At 69.8% G+C, this 16,259-nt stretch carries 22 protein-coding genes; 6 read left to right on the forward strand and 16 right to left on the reverse strand.

Translation table 11 applies throughout. The features are described 5' to 3' along the window. The first annotated feature begins 113 nt into the window (after positions 1-113). Positions 114-554, forward strand: coding sequence for an SRPBCC family protein (locus VYJ16_RS12385; protein ID WP_336350616.1), 441 nt, complete (start codon positions 114-116; stop codon positions 552-554). Positions 555-578: 24 nt separating this feature from the next. Here the strand turns inward: VYJ16_RS12385 and VYJ16_RS12390 are convergent, their stop codons facing one another. Further along, positions 579-992 carry a DoxX family protein gene (locus VYJ16_RS12390; protein WP_336350617.1) on the reverse strand — a complete coding sequence of 138 codons (414 nt, stop codon included), beginning with the start codon at positions 990-992 and terminating at the stop codon, positions 579-581. 144 nt (positions 993-1,136) lie between these two features. Between VYJ16_RS12390 and VYJ16_RS12395 the strand changes: the two genes are divergently transcribed. The 3 genes from VYJ16_RS12395 (at position 1,137) to VYJ16_RS12405 (ending at position 3,622) form a co-directional block, all read left to right on the forward strand. Beyond that, the gene (locus VYJ16_RS12395; protein ID WP_336350618.1) at positions 1,137-1,496 is read left to right on the forward strand and encodes a winged helix-turn-helix transcriptional regulator; all 360 of its coding nucleotides are present in this window, start codon (positions 1,137-1,139) and stop codon (positions 1,494-1,496) included. Positions 1,497-1,617: 121 nt separating this feature from the next. Continuing rightward, entirely contained in the window at positions 1,618-2,613 is a 996-nt protein-coding gene (locus VYJ16_RS12400; RefSeq protein WP_336350619.1) for a tyrosine--tRNA ligase, read from the forward strand. A gap of 67 nt (positions 2,614-2,680) precedes the next feature. Then, the gene (locus tag VYJ16_RS12405) at positions 2,681-3,622 is read left to right on the forward strand and encodes a biotin--[acetyl-CoA-carboxylase] ligase (RefSeq protein WP_336350620.1); all 942 of its coding nucleotides are present in this window, start codon (positions 2,681-2,683) and stop codon (positions 3,620-3,622) included. Between the two features lie 122 nt (positions 3,623-3,744). On the opposite strand, the gene VYJ16_RS12410 is transcribed toward VYJ16_RS12405, so the two are convergent. The 5 genes from VYJ16_RS12410 to hflX form a co-directional block, all read right to left on the reverse strand. Continuing rightward, the gene (locus VYJ16_RS12410; RefSeq protein WP_336350621.1) at positions 3,745-3,882 is read right to left on the reverse strand and encodes a hypothetical protein; all 138 of its coding nucleotides are present in this window, start codon (positions 3,880-3,882) and stop codon (positions 3,745-3,747) included. Beyond that, a complete protein-coding gene (locus tag VYJ16_RS12415) occupies positions 3,882-4,322 on the reverse strand; it encodes a universal stress protein (RefSeq protein ID WP_336350622.1) in 441 nt (146 codons plus the stop codon). The genes VYJ16_RS12410 and VYJ16_RS12415 overlap by 1 nt, the downstream gene beginning before the upstream one ends. 88 nt (positions 4,323-4,410) lie before the next feature. Then, positions 4,411-5,460, reverse strand: coding sequence for an amidohydrolase family protein (locus tag VYJ16_RS12420; RefSeq protein ID WP_336350623.1), 1,050 nt, complete (start codon positions 5,458-5,460; stop codon positions 4,411-4,413). After that, complete coding sequence (locus VYJ16_RS12425) at positions 5,457-6,695, reverse strand: HD domain-containing protein (protein WP_336350624.1); 1,239 nt, start codon at positions 6,693-6,695, stop codon at positions 5,457-5,459. Before VYJ16_RS12425 ends, VYJ16_RS12420 begins: the two co-directional genes overlap by 4 nt. Positions 6,696-6,777: 82 nt before the next feature. After that, positions 6,778-8,076: a GTPase HflX gene (gene hflX / locus VYJ16_RS12430; RefSeq protein ID WP_336350625.1), complete on the reverse strand. Its 1,299-nt coding sequence runs from the start codon at positions 8,074-8,076 to the stop codon at positions 6,778-6,780. Positions 8,077-8,332: 256 nt separating this feature from the next. On the opposite strand from hflX, the gene VYJ16_RS12435 reads away from it, so the two are divergent. Then, positions 8,333-8,668 carry an FUN14 domain-containing protein gene (locus VYJ16_RS12435; RefSeq protein ID WP_336350626.1) on the forward strand — a complete coding sequence of 112 codons (336 nt, stop codon included), beginning with the start codon at positions 8,333-8,335 and terminating at the stop codon, positions 8,666-8,668. 60 nt (positions 8,669-8,728) lie between these two features. Here VYJ16_RS12435 and VYJ16_RS12440 read toward each other — a convergent pair whose 3' ends face one another. The 9 genes from VYJ16_RS12440 to VYJ16_RS12480 all read right to left on the reverse strand — a co-directional run bounded on the left by VYJ16_RS12440 (position 8,729) and on the right by VYJ16_RS12480 (position 14,470). Next, positions 8,729-9,277 (reverse strand): hypothetical protein, encoded by a 549-nt coding sequence (locus VYJ16_RS12440; RefSeq protein ID WP_336350627.1) that lies wholly within the window; start codon positions 9,275-9,277, stop codon positions 8,729-8,731. A 1-nt stretch (position 9,278) separates the two neighbouring features. Beyond that, positions 9,279-10,004: a ribosome assembly factor SBDS gene (locus VYJ16_RS12445; protein ID WP_336350628.1), complete on the reverse strand. Its 726-nt coding sequence runs from the start codon at positions 10,002-10,004 to the stop codon at positions 9,279-9,281. A gap of 46 nt (positions 10,005-10,050) precedes the next feature. After that, positions 10,051-10,950 (reverse strand): archaeal proteasome endopeptidase complex subunit alpha, encoded by a 900-nt coding sequence (psmA, locus tag VYJ16_RS12450; RefSeq protein WP_336350629.1) that lies wholly within the window; start codon positions 10,948-10,950, stop codon positions 10,051-10,053. A gap of 4 nt (positions 10,951-10,954) precedes the next feature. Further along, positions 10,955-11,434, reverse strand: coding sequence for an Rpp14/Pop5 family protein (locus VYJ16_RS12455; protein WP_336350630.1), 480 nt, complete (start codon positions 11,432-11,434; stop codon positions 10,955-10,957). Continuing rightward, positions 11,431-12,123 (reverse strand): methyltransferase domain-containing protein, encoded by a 693-nt coding sequence (locus VYJ16_RS12460; RefSeq protein ID WP_336350631.1) that lies wholly within the window; start codon positions 12,121-12,123, stop codon positions 11,431-11,433. The genes VYJ16_RS12455 and VYJ16_RS12460 overlap by 4 nt, the downstream gene beginning before the upstream one ends. Before the next feature lie 55 nt (positions 12,124-12,178). Then, positions 12,179-12,919 carry an RNase P subunit p30 family protein gene (locus tag VYJ16_RS12465; protein ID WP_336350632.1) on the reverse strand — a complete coding sequence of 247 codons (741 nt, stop codon included), beginning with the start codon at positions 12,917-12,919 and terminating at the stop codon, positions 12,179-12,181. 24 nt (positions 12,920-12,943) lie between these two features. Further along, positions 12,944-13,459, reverse strand: coding sequence for an RNA-binding protein (locus VYJ16_RS12470; protein WP_379762348.1), 516 nt, complete (start codon positions 13,457-13,459; stop codon positions 12,944-12,946). A gap of 18 nt (positions 13,460-13,477) precedes the next feature. Continuing rightward, positions 13,478-13,684 carry a DUF1918 domain-containing protein gene (locus VYJ16_RS12475; RefSeq protein WP_336350633.1) on the reverse strand — a complete coding sequence of 69 codons (207 nt, stop codon included), beginning with the start codon at positions 13,682-13,684 and terminating at the stop codon, positions 13,478-13,480. Between the two features lie 108 nt (positions 13,685-13,792). After that, entirely contained in the window at positions 13,793-14,470 is a 678-nt protein-coding gene (locus VYJ16_RS12480; RefSeq protein ID WP_336350634.1) for a DJ-1/PfpI family protein, read from the reverse strand. A gap of 228 nt (positions 14,471-14,698) precedes the next feature. On the opposite strand from VYJ16_RS12480, the gene VYJ16_RS12485 reads away from it, so the two are divergent. Further along, positions 14,699-15,259: an NUDIX domain-containing protein gene (locus VYJ16_RS12485; RefSeq protein ID WP_336350635.1), complete on the forward strand. Its 561-nt coding sequence runs from the start codon at positions 14,699-14,701 to the stop codon at positions 15,257-15,259. Between the two features lie 98 nt (positions 15,260-15,357). Here VYJ16_RS12485 and VYJ16_RS12490 read toward each other — a convergent pair whose 3' ends face one another. After that, complete coding sequence (locus VYJ16_RS12490; protein WP_336350636.1) at positions 15,358-16,194, reverse strand: glycoside hydrolase family 18 protein; 837 nt, start codon at positions 16,192-16,194, stop codon at positions 15,358-15,360. Positions 16,195-16,259: the final 65 nt, after the last annotated feature.

Here is a 16,259-nt window from a genome sequence, read left to right on the forward strand (position 1 = left end):
CGGTCGAGGCGGACGCGTCTCGTGATTGCCGGCCGACAGCTAGCGTGTCTGGACGGCGACAGGTCGGGTGGTGGACCCGGACCGTCTTGGGCGTCGCGCCCGACGACTCGCGCATGAAGAGTCGGGTGCGCGTCGAGCGCGGCGAGTCGGGTCGACGGTACGCGGTGAGTCGCGAGTACGCGGTTCCCCCTGAGCGAGCGTGGACGGTCCTCGCTGAGACCGCGCACTGGCCGACGTGGGGGCCGACCGTCTCCGCGGTCCGCCCCGCGGACGCGACCGTCAAAGAGGGGCTGACCGGCGAGGCCCAGGTCCTCGGCGGCCCGTGGGTGCCCTTCGAGGTGACCGCGGTCGAAGGGGACGCGGACGGCGACGTCCGCCGGTGGACGTGGTCCGTCGCGCGGATTCCCGCGACCGGCCACCGCGTCGAGCGCGTTCACCGCGACGCGGGTGGTGACGGCTGCCGCGTGGTCTTCGAGGTGCCGTTGCTCGCCGGCGGCTACGTCCCGGTGTGTCAACGCGCGCTCGCCGCGCTCGCGACCGAGTTCGAAGAATGACGAGGTCGAGCCGTCAGGCCGCGTTCAGAGCCCGACGCCGGCCGCGTACGCCCACTCCTGGCCCGCGAGCGCGAGCACGAGCAGGCTGGCGCCGAGGAGGCCGACGTTCTTGAGGAACCCCGTCATCTCGTCCTGGACCTGGTCGTCGGGGACCGCCCAGAAGTCGTGCATCATCGGCGTGACGACGACGAAGAACGACGCGAGCGCGCCCGCCGCGAGCACGGGGTACGCGCCGAGGGCGAGGAGCACGCCGCCGAACGCGAGCTGGCCGCCCGAGAAGAGGACGGCGGCGCGCGGGAACGGAATGCCCTTCGCCTCGGCGTACGCTGCCATCCCGTCGGGCTGCATGAAGTGGTTCAGACCCATGAACGCGAGGACGCCGCCGAGGAGGACGCGCCCGACGAGGAGCGCGACGCCCTCGACCCCGGTGACGGCCATCAGGCGACCACCTCCGCGGGGGTGGTCGTGCTTCCGAGAAGCGGTGCGTGCAGCGAGCGAACCGATTGTGGTTGCATCACGTTACCTGGTTCGTCAGCGAACCATTTAAGCGGACGCGGACCCGAGGGATACCAGATAACACCGATGTCCTCAGACTCACCGACGACGGTCGCTGCGACGGCGGACGAGGACGACGCGGGCGCATGCCCCGTCGTCGAGACGATCCAACAGATCGGGTCGGAGTGGCGACTCATCGTCCTCCACGACCTCCACGACGGTGAGAAGCGGTTCAACGAACTCAAGCGCTCGACGGACGCGAGCTCGCGGACGCTCAGTCGCGTGCTCGACGACCTCGCGGACCTCGACCTCGTCGAGCGCCGCGTGGAGAGCGACGCCCCCATCGCGACGTACTACAGCCTCACCGAGAAAGGCGGCGCGCTCTGCCCGGTCTTCGACGAGATAGAGACGTGGGCGAACGAGCACGTCGAGAGCTGCCAGGAGTGACGACCTCCGGCCCGGCGCGGGGCACCGCGACCCGACCGTACCCCGAGCGGTCGCCGCACGACCGCTGAAGCGCTAGCACAGGTTGGGAAGGTTCAAAACGCCCGCGCGAGTCCTCCTCGATATGGACACGTACGACCTGATCACGCGGAACGCAGAGGAGGTCGTGACCGAGGAGGAACTCCGAGCGCTCGCCGACGACCCAGAGGGCAAGCGCGTCTACGTCGGCTACGAGCCGAGCGGCGTCCTCCACCTCGGCCACCTCCTGACGGCGAACATGCTCATCGACCTCCAGGACGCCGGGTTCGACGTCGTCGTCCTCCTCGCGGACGTTCACGCGTACCTCAACGACAAGGGGACGTTCGACGAGATAGAGGCGACCGCCGAGGTGATGCGCGAGCAGTTCCTCGCGTACGGCCTCGACCCCGAGCAGACCGAGTTCGTCTTCGGCTCGAGCTACCAGCTCGACGAGGACTACCTGCTGGACCTCCACGAGATGGCGCGGTCGACGACGCTGAACCGCGCGCAGCGCGCGATGGCGGAGATCCAGGGCGGGGAGACCGCGAAGGTCAGTCACGTCGTCTACCCGCTCATGCAGGCGCTGGACATCGAGTACCTCGACCTCGACCTCGCCGTCGGTGGCCTCGACCAGCGGAAGGTCCACATGCTCGCTCGCGAGGAACTCCCGAACGTCGGGTACGAGAGCCGGCCCGCCATCCACACGCCCATCCTCGCGGACCTGACGACGGGCGTCGGGAAGATGTCGTCGAGTTCGGGCGTCACCATCAGCATGGAGGACGACGCGGACGCCCTCGAGGAGAAGGTCAATAGCGCGTACTGTCCGCCGACGCGCGACCCGGAGCCGACCGACGACGGCGAGGAACGCAAGAACCCCGTCCTGGAGCTCTTCCAGTACCACGTGTTCCCGCGGTTCGAGTCGGTGGTCGTCGAACGACCCGACGAGTACGGCGGCGACCTCACGTACGAGGACTACGACTCGCTCGCCGAGGACCTCGACTCGGGCGAACTCCACCCGGCGGACGCGAAGGGAACGCTCGCCGCGTACCTCGACGAACTCATCGCGCCCGGCCGGGAGCGCCTGGAGGAACTGCGGGACTGAACCGCCGTCGAGCTGGACGACGAACGCATCGCGCGCCTTTTTGTCGACGCCACGCGAAGCGCCGGGCATGAACGACACGCGACTGCGGGTGCTTGCCGCGCTCGCGGGCGGGCCAGTCACCGGGCCGGCGCTCGCTGACGCGCTCGACGTCTCCCGTGCGGCGGTCTGGAAGCACGTCGAGGCGCTCCGGGACGCCGGGTTCGAGGTGTCGAGTACCGACGACGGGTATCGACTCGACGCGATCCCCGAGTACGGCGGGTTGGCGGTCGCGCACGAACTGGACGCACCGTACGACGTCGACTACCACGATTCGGTCGGGTCGACGAACGATCGGGCGCGCGACCTCGCGGCGGACGGCGAGCGCGACGTCGCGGTGGTCGCCGCAGAGCAGACGGGGAGTCGCGGGCGTCTCGACCGGGAGTGGTCCGCGCCCCGTGGCGGCGTGTGGACGAGCGTCCTCGTCCGGCCGGACGTCCCGCCCGCGCAGGTCCCGGTGTTCACGCTCGCTGCCGCGGTGGCGACCGCGAACGCGGCGCGCGAGGCCGGCGTCGACGCGGGCATCAAGTGGCCGAACGACGTCCTCGTTCCGACGGAGGACGGTGGCACGCGCAAGCTCGCTGGCGTCCTCACGGAGATGGAGGGCGAGGCGGACCGCGTGTCGTGGCTCGTCGTCGGTATCGGCGCGAACGTCGACGTCGACGCAGCGGACCTCCCCGAGGGTGCGACGAGCGTCGCGATGGAGGGCGGTGTCGCGGACCGCCGAGCGTTCGTCCAACGGGTCCTCGAAGGGTTCCACGATCTGGTCTCCGGCGACCTGGACGCGGTGCTGCCGGCGTGGCGCGAGCGCGCGCTCACGCTCGGCCAGCGGGTGCGCGTCGAGACGCCCGGCGGCGTCGTCGAGGGCGTCGCTCGCGACGTCGAGTTCCCCGGCGCGCTCCTCGTCGAGACCGACGACGGCGTCGAACGCGTCACCGCGGGCGACTGCGAGCATCTGCGCCCGGCGGACTGACTCTTCGAGCATACGGCCGCCGCCAGGCGGCCGTTTCTGTGGTGGACTGACTCTTCGAGCATACGGCCGCCGTCAGGCGGCCGTTTCCGAGTCACCGCGCGAAGCCGGACGCAGCGCGCTCGCTATTGTCTGAGGACGCCGAAGAGGAAGGGGAGCGTTGCGATGCCGGCGAACACGGCGAGGGTCTCGTCGAAGTACGCGAACGCGAGCACCATCGCTACGAGTGTGAACGTCGCGAGCGCCTTCTGCTGGAGGTCCATCACGCGTCGTCACCGACGCGGACCGTCAGCACCGGGACCTGGCACGCGCGGACGACGCGCTCGGCGACGCTCCCGAGCAGCAGTCTGTCGATGCCGCCGCGACCGTGGGTGCCCATGACGACGAGGTCACAGCCCTCCTCTTCGGCGTACCTGACGATCTCGCGACTCGGCGACCCGTCGAGGACGACGGTCTCGACTGGGACGTCCGCGTCGGCGGCGAGTTCGCCGACGCGGTCGAGCGCGCGTTGGCCTTCCTCGCCGAGCATGTCGCGGATGTGCTCCCACGACGTCTCCATCGGCATGCTCGAGTAGCTCGCGGTGTTCACGACGTAGAGCGCGTGCAGGGTCGCGTCGTGCGTTGCGGCCAGCTCGACCGCGTGCTCGACCGCGCGCTCCACGCCGACGGACCCGTCCGTCGGCACCAGGATGTGGTCGTACATCGCCCCGTGGATGGTGATACGATACCATCTATCATGAATCCTCGCCGTAATCGACCCCACGACGACCACCGGCGCGGCTCTCGACACCTCACAGCACGACGCGGTCGACGTCGTCGACCGTCGCGCGCCGCACCACGCCACGGACGACGTCGTGGACGCCGTCGAGGTTGTCGGAGTCCCCGTCGAGTGCGAGGAGCTTCGCGTCCCGACCGGCCTCGACGACGCCGCAGTTCAGGTCCGCGATGTCCGCGCCGTTCGCGGTCGCCATCGCGAGCACCTCGCGGGCGGACAGCGTGGAGAGCTTCGCCGCCCACTCCAGCTCGCGGAACATCGACGGCGCGTTCACCATCGCGTTGTCCGTGCCGAGCGCGAGCGTCGTCCGGTCGTGGAGCGCGTCGATATCAGGGAGTCCGACGTTCAGCGCGGCGTTCGACCGCGGACACACCACCACGGGAACGCCCTTGTCCTCGACGCGGTCCAGGTGGAGGCTCTCTGCGTGCACCATGTGCACGAGGAAGTCCGGGTCCAGGTCCAGCGCCGGATGGACGTCCGACGCGTCCACCTCGCCCGCGTGGATCCCGAACAGCTTCCCCTCGCGTCGCGTCGCGTTCCGCTCCCGGTCGAAGTCCGCGTCGTTCGCGCCGCTCGCCCCGAACCCGTCCGCGCGCTCCATCGCCGCAACTTCCTCGCGCCCGAGCACGACCGACTCGACCGCCGAGTTCGCGCCAGCGCGCTCGATAGCATCGACGCCCTCGACGCCGCCCTCGCGGAACTCGACGTGCGCCGCCGTCCCCGCGCGCTCCATGTACGCGAACGTCCGCCGCATCGCCGCGACGAGCTCCTCCCGGGTCGCCTCGCGGAGCAACCGGTGCTTGAGGCCGTCCGGCGGCGCGACGAGCTCCTCGAGCGTCAGGCCCTCGCCGGCCTCCTTCGCGATGGAATCCCCGATGTGGGTGTGCGCGTTCACGAACGCCGGCAGCACGATGCGGTCGCTCTCCACCGACGCCTCCTCGATAGCCGTTATCTCGCCGTCCTCGAACACCACTCGACCCTCCACGGGCTCGAACTCGCGGCCGCGGAGAACGAGGCCTTCGAGCGTGCCAGACGCGCCCGCGTCGGGCGCCGAGTCTGCGGTCACGCGTCCTCACCCGAGAACGACCCGAGCGTCTCCTGGAGGCCCGACCGGACCTCGGAGACGAGCGCCCCGTCGAGGTCCAGTCCGAGCACGTCCGCGGCGGCCGTCCCGACCGCCTCCGTGTCCTCGGCGGGCGCGTACACGCCGAGGCGCCACTGCGCGCGGTTCGCCGCACGGAGCGCGTCCACGAGCGGCGACTGCTCGTGGAGCACCCTCGCGTCGCCGTTCACGAGCACGCGCGTCGACGACTCCGTCATCTCCGGCTCCCCGGGGACGTCCAGGACGACGTCCGCCTCCGGAACGCCCGCGCGCTCCGCGATCTCGAGCTCGTACCCGCGGACGTCCTCGTGCGCCAGGTCGAGCAAGCTCTCGGGCGTGTCGTCCAGTTCCGCCCAGAGCGCGCGCTTGTGGAGGTCGCGCTCGTCGAACCGGCGCGCGAACGACTCCGTCTCCGGCGTCTCCCGGAGCGCGACCAGGAACCCCGGGTCGTCCATCCGCCGTAGTTCCTCCGCGTCCACGTCCGTCGATTCGAGCAGTCGCTCCGCCGCACGCCGCAACATCGTCTTCGAGATGCGCGTGACGTGATGGTTGTACACCGTCGGAATCATGAGTGCACGCGCCACCAGGAGGCTCTCGGCGGTCTGGACGTTCCCCTCGTCGAGCACGAGGTCGTCGTCCTCGTCGAACGTCAACTCGCGCACCAGCCGCCCGTGGTCGATGGTCCCGTACGGCACGCCCGTGTGGTGAGCGTCCCGAACGAGATAGTCCATCCGGTCGACGTCCAGCTCTCCGGAGACCACCTGCCCGTACTTCCCGTCGCCCGCGACGAGGTCCGCGACGCGAGCGGGCGACAGGTCGTGCTCCCTGAGGACCGCGCCGACCTCGCCGCGCTCGAACAGCTCGTGGACGTCGTCGTGGTACTTCCCCGTCCGGCGATGCGTGAGCGGTTCGAGGTTGTGACTGAACGGCCCGTGCCCGACGTCGTGCAAGAGTGCGGCCGCCTTCACGCGCTTCGCGTTCCGCCCCGCGACGCCGAGGTGGTCGAGCGCCTCGCACGCCAGGTGGTAGACGCCGAGGCTGTGCTCGAAGCGCGTGTGGTTCGCGCTCGGATACACCAGCGACGACGTCCCGAGCTGGACGATGTGCCGCAACCGCTGGACCGCCGGCGTGTCCAGGAGGTCGCGTGCCACCCCACCGACCTCGATGTGGTCGTGGACGCTGTCCTTTATCGTCTTCATGCCCGCCGATTGCGCGGCCTCGTACAAAAAGCAGTAGAATCGTTCGACTGTCGACACCGCCGAACGACGTAGTCGCGAGCGCTCAGACCGCGCCTTCTACGGCGCGGAGGTCCTCGGCGCGCGACCGCGCCTGCTCGACGATAGCTGGCCGTGCCTCGAAGTCCACGAGGACGTCGTCGTCGCCGTACTCGACGTCGTCGACGTTCGCCTCGTCGTGCAGCCACGACACGACGCTCATCGTGTCCTCCGTCATCGGGAGGACGAGCCGCTCGCGCTCCCAGTCCGGGAGTTCCGCGACGATGCGCTCGCGGAGCGCGTCCACGTTCAGGTCCGCGAGCCCGGACACCGCGACCGGGTTCGGCGCGAGCGCGCTGATGGCGTCGCGCTTCCGCTCCAGCTCGCGGTCGTCGACCTCGTCTATCTTGTTCAGGACCGTCACGATAGGCGCCTCGTTGCGCTCGTAGAGCGTGTCGTGACACGTCACGAGCTTCTCGCGTATCTCCTCGACGTCCTCGCTCACGTCCACCACGAGCAACACGAGGTCCGCGCGGTACACGGAGTCGAGCGTCGACTTGAACGACTCGACGAGCCAATGGGGGAGGTCAGAGATAAACCCGACCGTGTCCGTCAGCAGGACGTCGCGGTCCTCGACGTCCGCGCGCCGCGTCGTCGTCCCGAGCGTCGTGAACAGCCGATTCTCGGATTCGGCGGTCGTGTCCAGGTCCGGGTGGAGGTCCTCGTTCTCGTCGACGTCCATGTCCGCCGCGAGCCGCCGGAGGAGCGTCGACTTCCCCGCGTTCGTGTAGCCCGCGAGCGCCACGAGGTCGAACCCGCCCTCGCGGCGACGCTCCCGTCGAGACTGCTCGGTCTGCTCGATGCGTTCGAGCTCGTCTCGGATACGACTGATCTGGTTCTTGATGTCCTGCTCGCGGGACTCGTCGTACTCCCCGAGCCCCATGAACCCAGGGTGCTCGTCGCGCTTCGCGAGACTCGTCTTCGCCTCCGCGCGCGGCAATTCGTACCGGAGCTCCGCGAGCTCGACCTGCAGCTGGGCCTTCCGGGTCTCCGCGCGCTGGCCGAAGATCTCCAGGATGAGCGTGAACCGGTCGAGTATCTCCACGCCCTCCGGGAGCTTCGCGCCGAGGTTGAACGTCTGGTACGGCCCGAGGCTGTTGTCGAACACCACCACCTCGGCGCCGGTCGCCCGAACCTCGGCGGCGAGCTCGTCCGCCTTCCCCTCCCCGAAGTGTAACGCCGGGTCCTCCGTGCGCGTCTGCGTCACCGACCCCACGACCTCGTAGTCCGCCGCACGCGCCAGGTCCAGGATCTCCTCGAGGTCCGCATGGCCTTCGTCCGCGCGCTTCGCGATCACCGCTTTCATCGACGACCCACCCCGGCCTCGTGACGCGACCCCGTCGGCGTCGCGCCGGCAGTCGCTCCTCGCATCTCAAGCAGGGCCGGCCGCCACCTCGATTGTCCGAGTCATACCCGACCGTTGGTCGTCCGCATCCTTGAATCTCTCCCCACCCGTCGCCGACACGAACCGGTCGCCCAACGGCCGGAGCGAATCCGATGACGTCGGACGCACGTCAGCTCACGCCACAAACGCCTTATGGCGGCGGCGAGGAGTGAGGGGTATGGACCCAATCGCACTGCAACTGGGCGTCGATCCCCAGCAACTGGGTATCGAGTTCGGGACCGGAGGTGTCATCGGCGGAATCATCGGGTTCGCAGCGAAGAAGATCGCGAAGATCATCGCCGTCATCATCGGCCTCGAGCTCGCGCTGTTCAAGTTCCTCGAGTCCCGCGGTATCCTCACCGTCGACTGGGACAAGCTCACGTCCGGATTCGTCAAGGCAGGCCAAGACGCCGCCAGCGGCGCGCCGCCGTCGTGGATCCAGACCATCCTCTCGACGCTCTCCGTCGGCGCCGGCTTCACCGGCGGCTTCCTCATCGGCTTCAAGAAGGGATGATCGGCTGACGGACTCGAACCACGAACCACCGCCGCTTCTCTCGTTCGTTCTCCTCGCTCGTCAGCGACCGCGGTCGCCAGCGTCGTCGTCCGCTGCCGCCGTCGTCCCTTCGACGATTTCGAACAGTCGGTCGGCGCGCTCGCGGTCGATGTCCGCCTCGACGACGCGCGGGAGGAGCGGTTCGTCGTCGGCGACGTACGCGAACGCCGCCACCGCGCCAGCGCCGAGGACCGACAGGAGGAGGCTCCCCTGGAGGACGCCCCAGCCCGCGACGACCACGACCACGACGGCGACGAGGAACGTCCGCATCTGGTCGCGCTTCCGCGCTTCCGTCTCGTGCGCTCGAACGATCTCCTCGCCGCGGCCCGCGTCGACCGCGCGGTACGTCGTCGCTATCGGGCGCTCGTCCCGGAACAGGAACCGATGGACGACGAGGACGCCGACCGCGCCGAGCACGCCAAGGAGGAGCATCCCTTGCACGAGCGCCCCACCGAGCACGACCGCGACGACGACGTACGTCGCGACCGCGACGGTCTGCTGGTGTTTGCGTTCGGCATCCGATAGCGCCTCGCGTTCGTCGAACGCCACCACGTCCACCCGCGACGCCATGCTAGCGGGTCTTGATGTCGTCCTCGTCCTTCACGATCCGAGTCTCGGCCTGCCCGCTGGTCATGTCGTTGACCATGTCGTAGAAGTCGTTCTGCATCCCCGCCGGGAACGTCAGCACGCCGATCCAGCCGCCGTCGTTCGTCCACTCTTCGCTCTCCAGATCGCCGTACTGGCGGATCTTCGCCTGCGCCGACCCCGCGTAGTCAGCGGGCACCCGAACTGCGACCGTCACCTCGTCGAACCGGATAGGGATGACGGGACGGAGCGCGTCGAGCGCGTCGTCGACCTGCTCCTCCACGGGCTCCATCGGGTCGACCTGGAACCCGGCCTGTTCGAGCGCGCTCTCGATGCGGTCGGGCGGATGCGGCGCGTCGTCCATCTGCGGGTTCACGGCGTTGCGCGCGATCTTGTTCACGAGTTGCTTGTGCTTCTGCTCCTGCATCTCGCGGCGCTGCTCGGCCGTGATCTGGATCTCGCCGCGCTTGATGACTTCGGGGATGATCTCCATCACGTCGGTCGTCTCGAAGACGTCCTCGAGGTCGCTCTCCGCGGGTCTGTCGCCGCGACTTGCGTTCTCGTAGACGTCCTCCGCTGCGATGACGTCCTCGAGGTCGCCGTCGAACTCGCCGCGCTTGATCGCGAGCGCCGCGTCCGGGTCGACGAGGACCTCGAAGCGCGTGCCGTGGGATTCGAGCCGCGCCGTCACCGCTTCGTCCAGTGAAATCATACCCTGAACTTACGCGGTCGGGCTTAAAAAGGTGTGTCCCGGTTGGTCACTCCGCTCCGGAGTCGTCGGCGGCGTCGTCGCCGTCGACATCCTCGCTCGAATCCACGGCCTCGCTCGCCGCATCTTCGCCGCCCGGATCTTCGCCGCCCGCCTCTTCGCCGCCCGCCTCTTCGCCGCCCGCCTCTTCGCCGCCCGCATCTTCGCCGCCTGCGTCGTTCTCGGGCGCTGGCAGCGCGTCGAGGTGCGAGGCGAGCGCGTCGTCGTCGAGGACGGTCACGGTTCGCGTCTCCACGTCGACGGTCGCGACCGCGACCTGGTCGACGGCCGGGCGTTCCTCGTCGGGAACCGAGATGGCGCGGAGTGCGAGCGCGGTCGCGTCCTCGAGGTCGAACGCGGGGTCGTACTCGGCTTCGAGGAACGACTGGACGTCGCCGCGGTGCGCGCCGACCGCGACCGCCTGCCAGCCGTCGACGGTCCCCGAGGGGTCCGTCTCGTAGAGCCGCGGCGTGCCGTCGCGGTCGACACCCGCGATCAGGAGCGCCGCGCCGAACGGTCGCGCCCCACCGACCTGCGTGTACGCCTGCACGAGGTCCGAGACGTGTCGCGTCGCCGTCTTCGCGTCGATCGGTTCGCCGTACCGGAGGCGATTCACCTGCGCGTCCCTGCGGAGTTCGTCGACGAGTCGACGACCGTCCGCGACGTGACCCGCGCTCGCTGCCAGCAGGTGGTCGTCGACGACGTGTAGCTTCTCGATGCTCTCGCCCTCCATCAGCGACGAGCTGACGCGCTTGTCGACCGCGAGCACCACGCCCGACGACGTCTTCACGCCGACCGTCGAGGACCCGCGCTTGACTGCCTCGCGCGCGTACTCGACCTGATACAGCCGGCCGTCCGGCGAGAAGATGCTCGTGCCGCGGTCGTACGCCATCTGGTCGTGTCCGTCCATCGTGTCACTCCACGTCCTCGCTGGTCGCGTACACGCGCTCGCCGTCCACGTCCATCGCGACGCGGTCCCCGCGCACGATGGCGTTCCGGCGGCCGTCCGCGAACGCGACCTCGCGTCGGTCCGGACGTTCCGTCGCGGCAGGTATGAACTTTTCCTCGCACGCGCGGATGGTCCCGGAGACGCCGCGGACCGTCACGGCGACGGTCGCGTCGTCGACGCTCTCGATGCACGCGAGCGCCGCTCTGAGGTCCTCGACGTGCCCGCGGCGGGCGCGGACGACCGCGCTCCCGTCGCCGTTCCGGAACTGGAAGCGGACGACGGTGCCGTCCGCGTCCGCGCTCCCGGCGTCCCCGAGGAGGTTCTGAGCGGCGTACCAGAGTTCGCGCTGGAACGCACCACGCGACAGCGAGACGTCCGGGTCGGCCTCCAGCGCGACCGCGACGTACCGCCACTTCGGTCGCAGATGCTTCGGGAGGTGCTTCATCGCGGCCCGTCCCCGAGCGCATCGGTGTCCGCCCGGGCGAACGCGCGGTGGTCGCCCGCGGCGAGCGCGTCGACGTCGTCGCCGACGAGCACGCCGACCTGGTCGTGGACGCTCGTCGCGTCACTGAGCGCGAACCCCGCGTCGGTGAACGCCTCCGCGAGCACGCCGACGGTCGCCGGGTCGTCGACCTCGGGCGAGTAGAACGGCTCCTCGGGGTCCGGGAGCCCGAAGAACATCACGTCACCGAGCACGAACCGGTCGGGGTCGAGCGCGGCGACCGCCCGGAGGGCCTCGCGCTTCTCGTCGTCCGCGAGGTGATGCATCGCGAAGTTCGACACCACCACGTCCACGTCGACGTCGTCGGGGACGTTCGGGTCGCGGAACCGGCCCTCGCCGAACGAGACGTTCTCCAAGCCGGCGTCCGCGGCCTTCTCGCGAGCCTGCGCGAGCATCCCCTCGCTGATGTCCCGGCCGAGGACGCGGGCCGCGTCCTCGGCGAGCGACAGACCGATGGCGCCCGTTCCACAGCCGAGGTCGAGCACCGTCGCGTCCGCATCCATGGCGTCTCGCGCCGCGTCCACGACGAGCGAGACGCACGCGCGGTACTCGTCGGTGTCGTTCTCCTGGTCGTCGTACGTCGCCGCCATCTCGTCGAACCGCGCCGCGTGCTCCTCGATCGGTCGCTTCATGCCTCGGGGTTGGCGACCCCGCGTCAAGAACGCCGTGGGTTCGCTCCCACTCGCGCTACTGCTCGCGATCGTCGCCAGTCGCGTCGTGGTGGTCGCGGTAGCGGCCACGACGCACGCCCGGCTCGATGTAGTCCGGCGCGGTGACCTCGCGATTGCGAGCGACGAGCCGCCCCCACTCGCGGAGACCATCCTCGACCTGCTCGCGGGAGAACCCGATGCGTTCGCCGACCGCGGCGAGCGCGCGCGGCCCGCGGAGGTGTCGGTGACTCGTCCCGTCCGCGCTCACGACGTACGGGACGTCGTAGTACTCGACGAGTTCGCGGAGCTTCCGCAGGTCCCCGAGCGCCTGCACGCGCTGGCCGCCCGTGGCACGCAGCACGCCCGAGAGGTCGAACTCGACGCGGACGCCGTGCTCGGCGGCGGCCTTCGCGAGCACGTGATTGAAGTCGCCGTCGCCACGCATCGGGTGCGCGAGCACGTCCACGCGCTCCTGCTCGACCGCGAACCGATTCATCCGGTTCGTGCCACCGTGCACGAGCAAGAGCGTGTACTTCGGCCGGTAGTTCCCGACGTAGCCACTCGCCTGCTCGGGCGAGTTCGCACGGATCTCCAGGCCGTCGACGACGTCGATACCGACCGCGTCCGCGACCGCATCGGTGTCCACGTCGCTCCGAGCGTCGCCGTGATTCCGAACCACGACGCCGTCGTACCCGAGCGCCGCGGCGTGCTCGGCGCATCGACGAACCGTCGACTCGCCGTCCGGTCGCGCGTGCACCGCCTCGTAGAAACCGGTCATCCCGCGGCGACCCCCGTCATCGCTCTAGGCGTCGTCGCCGTCCTCGGTCGCGCCGGGGTCGTCGCCGTCGCTCGTCGCGTCCGCGTCGTCGTCGGGGACGCGGACCTCGTGCTCCTCGAGTTCCTCGATCGTCCGACGCGCGTTCTCGATGGCTTTCTCGCGCTTCGCCGGATACGCCTCGACCTTCGCGCGGAACGTGATACCGTCGCCGCGCGCCGTCTCACCACCGAACGCCGCCTGCTTGTCGAGATGCAGGAAGAACTCGCAGTGCTCGGTGACGCGCTCCTCGATCTCCGCGAGGAGCGCGTCGGTGTCGTCGAGGTTCGCGACGCGACTCAGCGCGTACCGGAGGTCGTCCGCGTTCTCGATGCGCGCCGAGAGGATGGCGATGCGGTCGCCGTGATGCCCCTCGGACGACGTCCGCTCGACCTCGACGTCCTCGGGCAGGAAGTGACGGAGCGCCTGCTCGACGCGTTTCTCGTCCTCGGTCGCGTACGCGAACGTCCGGACGTCCACGTAGTGGAAGGGTACGCTCGCCATAGGCGCTCCAGGGCCGCGTTATTCCTCGTCGTCCTCGGCCTCGTCGTCGTCGACGAGTTCGAGGGAGTCCTCGGGGACGCCGGACTCCTGGCCGTCCTCGAAGCTGATGGTGTAGTTCGCGTCGCCGAACATGGACTCCATGACCTGCGTGATGGTGCCCGTCTCGCCGTCGTACTCGCTGTGCTCGTCGTGGAGGACCACGGTGTCGTCTTCGTCGAAGCTCATACCACCGCGTATCCTCGGCGCGAGTAAAAAGGACTCGATACGGGCGGGCCGTCGGTCGCCGACGTCGTCACCGGCGGGACCGTTGTTGCGCTCGCTCGATCGTCGACGTCAGTGGTCGAGTTCGTCCAGCAGGACGTCGGCGGCCGCGGCCGACGACCCGGGGCCGCGTGCGGTGACGAGGTCGCCGTCGACGGTGACGCTCGTTTCCGCGTCGAGTTCGGCGTCCCAATTCCCGCCAGCCGCGATGACCTCGTCCTCGACGTAGTACGGGAGCTTGCGGCCGTCGAGGCGGTCGTGGTCGTCGACGATGCCGTCCTCCCACGCGTTCGGGAACCCGGTGACGGAGCGGCCGTCGACGACGAACTCACCGTCGTCGTCCCGGGTGAACGCGAGGATGCCGACGGCGTGACAGACGACGAGCGCGACGCCGTCGTCGCCCGCGACCGCGGTGCGGAGCGCGTCGCGAGCGTGCACGTCCTGATTGACGTCCCAGACGGTGCCGTGGCCGCCGGGGAAGACGACGGCGTCGTACTCGCTCGCGTCGACGGCAGCGAACGGTTCGGGGTCGTTCAGGTCCGGGTCGTTCTCGTGGACGTCGAGGACGCGCTCGGCGGTCTCCTCGCCGACCTCCTCCGGGTCGACCGAGCGGTCGTCGACGACGGGCGGATTCCCCGCTGGCGTGGTGACGTCGACGTCGACGCCGGCGTCCTTCAGGGTGGTCAGTGGTTCGACGCACTCCTCGCCCCAGTAGCCGTCCTCGCTGACGAAGAACAGTGCTCGTGTCATCACCCTCGGGTACGAGCGGGCGGGGAAAGGCAGGTGAGGAAGCGGCCGCACGTGCCGATACCGACACCGGGGGTGACTCGCGTCGTGGCGGCGACGCGGCGAGTCGATAACGAAGCCTCTTTGGGTTGCGTTCGCATACGTTCGCGGTATGATGCAGTCCCACGCTCTCCCGTCCCTCTCCGCCACGCCCCGTCGGTCGACGACCCCTGCGGCCGGTTCGACGCGGCGATGCCGGTAGACGACCTCTGGTTCCTCGCCGACCGCGCCACGCAGGTCGGCGAGCGCGCGTACCACCGACTCGACGACGGCCACGACGAGTACCTCGCGTGCGACCAGACCCGCGACGTCTGCCGCGAGCAGTTCGAGCGCGTCGCCGAACGCGTCGCACAGTCGGGCGCCCCCTTCGGCGCGCACACCGTCGTCTACCGCGACGGCGGCGAGCTCCTGCTCGTGTACCACGAGGGCGTCGACAAGTGGGTCGTCCCCGGCGGCGGCGTCCACCCCGAGGAGTCCTTCCGCGAAGCCGCCGAGCGCGAGCTCGCGGAGGAAGCTGGGGTCGCCGCGGACTACGACGGCCTCGCGCTCCTCGGGCGCATCGACGTCCACCACGGCTCGTACGCGGTCACGGGAGCGCTCCCCGTGTTCGCGGCGGAAGCGCGGACGCACGAGCCCGCCGTCGAGGACCCGGACGGCGAGATAACCGCCGCCGAGTGGTTCGACGTCCTCCCCGAGGACACGCGCGACCGCGAGGACCTCCGGCAGTGGCGCGACCGCGCACTCCCCGTCTGATCCACCCCCACCACCGCTGCAAGTGAAGAATCGGCGACGGCACGGCCACCGCTGCGGTCAGCGTGCCGCGAGTCCCGGAGGCCCGCGACGGCGAGTCCTCACTCGGGCGCGCCGTGGGACTCGCCGTCGCGCGCGTCCGCCTTCATCCGCCGCAGCGCCGCCTGGGCCTGACTCGCGTCGTACCCGAAGTAGACGCCGTCCGCGTACGCCTCAGCAACCTCCGTCGCGTGAATCAAGTTGTCGACCTCGACCTCGACCGCGTACAGCTCGATACCGAGGTCGACGCCGTCGGGGATGCGCGACCGGAAGCCCTTCGCGATGGTCTCCAGCCAGTACGTCGTCCCGTAGTGCGTATCGTAGAGCGGCACGACGAACTCGTCGACGTACTCCGCGAGCGCGTCCACGTCCAATCCCGCGCGCTCCTCCAGGTGCCCGGGGTACGGGTCCGGGTAGAGCGTGAAGTACACCTTCCCCGGGATGCGGTCGGTCGCCTCCGCGACGAACTCCGTGATGGTCGCCTCGCGCCACGCCCACCAGTCCTCGAACTCGCTGTCCGCGAACGCCGCCTCGCAGTGCTCGCAGTGACAGTACTCCGCCCGCGGGAACCCGACGTCGTCGAGGCGGACGTCCGGATTCGCCGCCGCGGCGTCCTCGATCATCTCCAGGAGCCCCTCGCGGTAGCGCTCGCGGCTCGGACAGACGTACCCCCAGTCGAAGTACGGCTGCTCGCGCGTCGCCCGCTCACCGTCCTCGCTCACCGGCACGAGGTCCGGCTTCGCCTCGCCCGCGGCCGTATCACCGAAGCACGAGATCATGTTTACGCCCTCCGCCTCGGGTTCCACCGCTCGACCGGTGACGTCCTTGACCTCGTAGAACGCGCGGTCGAACGACGGCCAGTCGAGCTCCGGCTCGTTCCGCGTGACGACGCCGTACATACCCGTCGCTGGGGCGTGGATACACGAAAACCGTTCGGAAGCGGGCGGCGCGGACGGCGGCGCCG

The sequence above is a fragment of the Halorubellus litoreus genome (genome assembly GCF_037081675.1).
GTDB lineage: Archaea > Halobacteriota > Halobacteria > Halobacteriales > Natrialbaceae > Halorubellus > Halorubellus litoreus.

Excerpts from the sequence above, each read along its gene's own strand:
- VYJ16_RS12385 (WP_336350616.1), top strand. The coding sequence starts at position 114 with ATGAAGAGTCGGGTGCGCGTCGAGCGCGGCGAGTCGGGTCGACGGTAC.
- VYJ16_RS12390 (WP_336350617.1), bottom strand. The coding sequence starts at position 992 with ATGGCCGTCACCGGGGTCGAGGGCGTCGCGCTCCTCGTCGGGCGCGTC.
- VYJ16_RS12395 (WP_336350618.1), top strand. The coding sequence starts at position 1,137 with ATGTCCTCAGACTCACCGACGACGGTCGCTGCGACGGCGGACGAGGAC.
- VYJ16_RS12400 (WP_336350619.1), top strand. The coding sequence starts at position 1,618 with ATGGACACGTACGACCTGATCACGCGGAACGCAGAGGAGGTCGTGACC.
- VYJ16_RS12405 (WP_336350620.1), top strand. The coding sequence starts at position 2,681 with ATGAACGACACGCGACTGCGGGTGCTTGCCGCGCTCGCGGGCGGGCCA.
- VYJ16_RS12410 (WP_336350621.1), bottom strand. The coding sequence starts at position 3,882 with ATGGACCTCCAGCAGAAGGCGCTCGCGACGTTCACACTCGTAGCGATG.
- VYJ16_RS12415 (WP_336350622.1), bottom strand. The coding sequence starts at position 4,322 with ATGTACGACCACATCCTGGTGCCGACGGACGGGTCCGTCGGCGTGGAG.
- VYJ16_RS12425 (WP_336350624.1), bottom strand. The coding sequence starts at position 6,695 with ATGAAGACGATAAAGGACAGCGTCCACGACCACATCGAGGTCGGTGGG.
- hflX (WP_336350625.1), bottom strand. The coding sequence starts at position 8,076 with ATGAAAGCGGTGATCGCGAAGCGCGCGGACGAAGGCCATGCGGACCTC.
- VYJ16_RS12435 (WP_336350626.1), top strand. The coding sequence starts at position 8,333 with ATGGACCCAATCGCACTGCAACTGGGCGTCGATCCCCAGCAACTGGGT.
- VYJ16_RS12440 (WP_336350627.1), bottom strand. The coding sequence starts at position 9,277 with ATGGCGTCGCGGGTGGACGTGGTGGCGTTCGACGAACGCGAGGCGCTA.
- VYJ16_RS12445 (WP_336350628.1), bottom strand. The coding sequence starts at position 10,004 with ATGATTTCACTGGACGAAGCGGTGACGGCGCGGCTCGAATCCCACGGC.
- psmA (WP_336350629.1), bottom strand. The coding sequence starts at position 10,950 with ATGGACGGACACGACCAGATGGCGTACGACCGCGGCACGAGCATCTTC.
- VYJ16_RS12455 (WP_336350630.1), bottom strand. The coding sequence starts at position 11,434 with ATGAAGCACCTCCCGAAGCATCTGCGACCGAAGTGGCGGTACGTCGCG.
- VYJ16_RS12460 (WP_336350631.1), bottom strand. The coding sequence starts at position 12,123 with ATGAAGCGACCGATCGAGGAGCACGCGGCGCGGTTCGACGAGATGGCG.
- VYJ16_RS12465 (WP_336350632.1), bottom strand. The coding sequence starts at position 12,919 with ATGACCGGTTTCTACGAGGCGGTGCACGCGCGACCGGACGGCGAGTCG.
- VYJ16_RS12470 (WP_379762348.1), bottom strand. The coding sequence starts at position 13,459 with ATGGCGAGCGTACCCTTCCACTACGTGGACGTCCGGACGTTCGCGTAC.
- VYJ16_RS12475 (WP_336350633.1), bottom strand. The coding sequence starts at position 13,684 with ATGAGCTTCGACGAAGACGACACCGTGGTCCTCCACGACGAGCACAGC.
- VYJ16_RS12480 (WP_336350634.1), bottom strand. The coding sequence starts at position 14,470 with ATGACACGAGCACTGTTCTTCGTCAGCGAGGACGGCTACTGGGGCGAG.
- VYJ16_RS12485 (WP_336350635.1), top strand. The coding sequence starts at position 14,699 with ATGCCGGTAGACGACCTCTGGTTCCTCGCCGACCGCGCCACGCAGGTC.
- VYJ16_RS12490 (WP_336350636.1), bottom strand. The coding sequence starts at position 16,194 with ATGTACGGCGTCGTCACGCGGAACGAGCCGGAGCTCGACTGGCCGTCG.